The sequence below is a fragment of the Synechococcales cyanobacterium T60_A2020_003 genome, assembly GCA_015272205.1.
GTDB lineage: Bacteria > Cyanobacteriota > Cyanobacteriia > RECH01 > RECH01 > JACYMB01.
Genome location: JACYMB010000090.1, coordinates 1 through 2,647, shown reverse-complemented (window position 1 = coordinate 2,647; position 2,647 = coordinate 1). Strand labels below are relative to the sequence as shown.

The window sequence follows — 2,647 nt, the reverse complement described above, 5'->3', positions numbered from 1 at the left end:
CGTCGGGCATGGTGGTATTGCACAGACGAGTGCGCTGCATCACCACGTCATCCATCTTGGCGTCCAATAAACTTGTGCTGCGGAGCATCGCGCTACTGACATTTGCGCCAGTGAGGTTTGCTTCCTTCAACGAAGCCCCCGTTAAGTTTGCAAATCTTAAGTCTGCCATCTCAAGGTTTGTGCTGTCTAGAACTGCACTCCTAAGAATGGCTTCACTCAAGTTCGCTTCTTTTAGCGTTGCCTTCGTAAGGTCGGATCGCGTCAGCGTTGCTTCACTCATCACGGCTTTGTCAAGCTTAACCCCCCGCAAATTGGCATCGCTGATCGAGGCACGCCGCAGACTGGTTTCCCTGAGATCAGCATTGCTGAGGAAACTATCACTTAAATTGGCATCCGTGAGATTTGCCTCTAACAAAACCGCCTCCGACATCACAGCGCGGGTCGCGTTGGCACTTTTTAGGTTGGCGCTGGTTAAGTCAGCGTTCGTCAGTTGGGCATCGCCAAGGTAGGCTCCCGTCAAATTGGCACCCACCAAGATCGCATTGTTGAGAAGCGACTCGTTCATGAGTGCTTTCCGCAGATCGGTACCTGTAAGATTCGCATTGTCAAGGCTGGTGCGGTTCAGAATTGCGTCACTCAAATTTGCCAAGCTCAGGTCTGCCCCCGATAAATTCGCATCCCGAAGGGTCGCCCCTTGCAGATTAACGCCTGTGAGATCTGCATTTCGCAGGTCTGCACCGTCGAGATCACAGCCCACACAGGATCGGGTTTCCAAGAGGCGACTAATGCGTTCTGCCCGTTCCGTTTTGCTGAGGAGGAGCGATCGCGTCCCTACCCCCACAAAGGATAAAAAGATCACGATGATTAAAAGGGCTCGAATATCTCGAGTATCCATACACGACGTCACGGGATGCTACCGTACCAGTCTAACGGAATGGCTGGAGGTCTCGTGCGCTTTTCCTAAGACAAAATGCCTAAAAAGCGCATTCCCCAGGACTCAGGAGAACACGCTTTCCTTAAGATTGAACGATCAACCGCACGCGCCTAGGGTTCGTGGAGGTTGGGCGACATAGCGGCCTGCGCTGGCACGGGCACAAGCTTTCCATCTTCCAAATAGGTCACTTGATCAGCCACGTCAATGATGCGGGGATCATGGGTCACCATTAACACCGTTGCGCCTTTCTCGTTGGCAAGCTCGCGTAATAGCATGATCACGTCATGCCCACTCTGGGAATCGAGGGCGGCGGTTGGTTCGTCCGCCATGATCAGTTGGGGATTTCCGGCTAAGGCACGGGCGATCGCCACCCGCTGCTTTTGACCTCCCGATAGATCCTTCGGCAGATGGTTGAGTTTGCTGCCCAACCCCACTTGTTCCAACAACATCCGCGCTTCCCATCGGGCTGGCCGTTTGCGCATTCCTTTTAAGGTCAGGGCTAACGCTACGTTTTCAAGGGCGGTCAACGCTGGGAAAAGGTTGAAGCCTTGGAAAATGAAGCCAATGTTCTGAAGCCGAAATTGGGCTAACGCCTTGGGGGACATCAACGTAATGTCTTGACCCAGCAGAAAAACGTTGCCATCCGTCGGTTGCAGGATACCGCCCAGAATGGATAGAAGGGTGGTTTTGCCAGAACCAGATGGTCCCATTAAAAGCTGAATATCTCCGCGTTTCACATCCAGACTAACGGTTTGGAGTGCTTGGAATCGGTGACTTCCAGACTCAAACACCATATTGATATCGCGGGCAGCAATAGTCACCGTGTCGTCAGGTGCAGATACCGATGTAGCTGTAGACGAAATGCGACGAGAAGAGGATACAAGCGGAGTTGAATTCATGAATAGAAGGGTCATAGTTTCAGTCGATGAGCCTATATCTCGTTGACGAGTGGGAGAGGGGCTTAGTTTCTAGGTGTTTCTTAAGTAAATCTTTTGTGAGCGCACTCCGGGTCAGGGAGTATCTTAATATGAGAGGGCGATCGCCCCTATCTAAATTGCTTATAGGAGAAGATACAGCGTTCTTCCAACACTTTACGGTTCGTTGGATACATTTCCCTCCTATCAGTGGGTGAGCCAGTTAGCTAGTTTTAAGCTTGCACCGATATAGCTAGAGCTTTTATTTAGGCGCATCTAGTCACCATAAACTGTTTTGAGTATTTGAAGACTATGTAGCGTCAGCAGGCCAGGTATTCCATTCTAGAATGTCAGGTATTCCTAAAATAAGCCTGATTGGACTGTGAGAATTACCTGAGATAGCGCCTTCTCCAGGTTAAACCTTGGATGAGCTAAAAGTTATCGGGTAGGTGGTTCTTGGCAACATGGGCTTCCTGAGTGTTTTAAGCGGCGGGATTCATGGCAAACAGCTTCAGCATAAGCCATGAGCAAGACTGCCGTTCCTGTCGGTTTTTGCGTGGCGTGAAGCCAGCAATACGGCAGGGGTTCGACCATAGTAGGGATTTTTGAGTACTTGTCATAGCTAGAAACGTCTTTTACGACGGCACGAATTATCAGAAGAGATTGGTTGTGAGTCACCCAACACAAGTAGGTTGGCAGCTTGGGATCACAACGAAGTCTTAACGTCTAAACACACTGTAAAACTTCAATCCCTGCGGGTCGATTCCCCGCCGCTCTGCGGCGTAAAATGCCAGGATGA

2 protein-coding genes are annotated in these 2,647 nt (G+C 50.6%); both read right to left on the bottom strand.

The features are described from left to right. Positions 1 to 895, bottom strand: an 895-nt coding sequence (locus tag IGR76_04515) for a pentapeptide repeat-containing protein (GenBank protein ID MBF2077785.1), incomplete at its 3' end; no start/stop codon positions are given. A 149-nt stretch (positions 896 to 1,044) separates the two neighbouring features. Then, complete coding sequence (locus IGR76_04510) at positions 1,045 to 1,833, bottom strand: ABC transporter ATP-binding protein (GenBank protein ID MBF2077784.1); 789 nt, start codon at positions 1,831 to 1,833, stop codon at positions 1,045 to 1,047. Positions 1,834 to 2,647 lie beyond the last annotated feature (814 nt).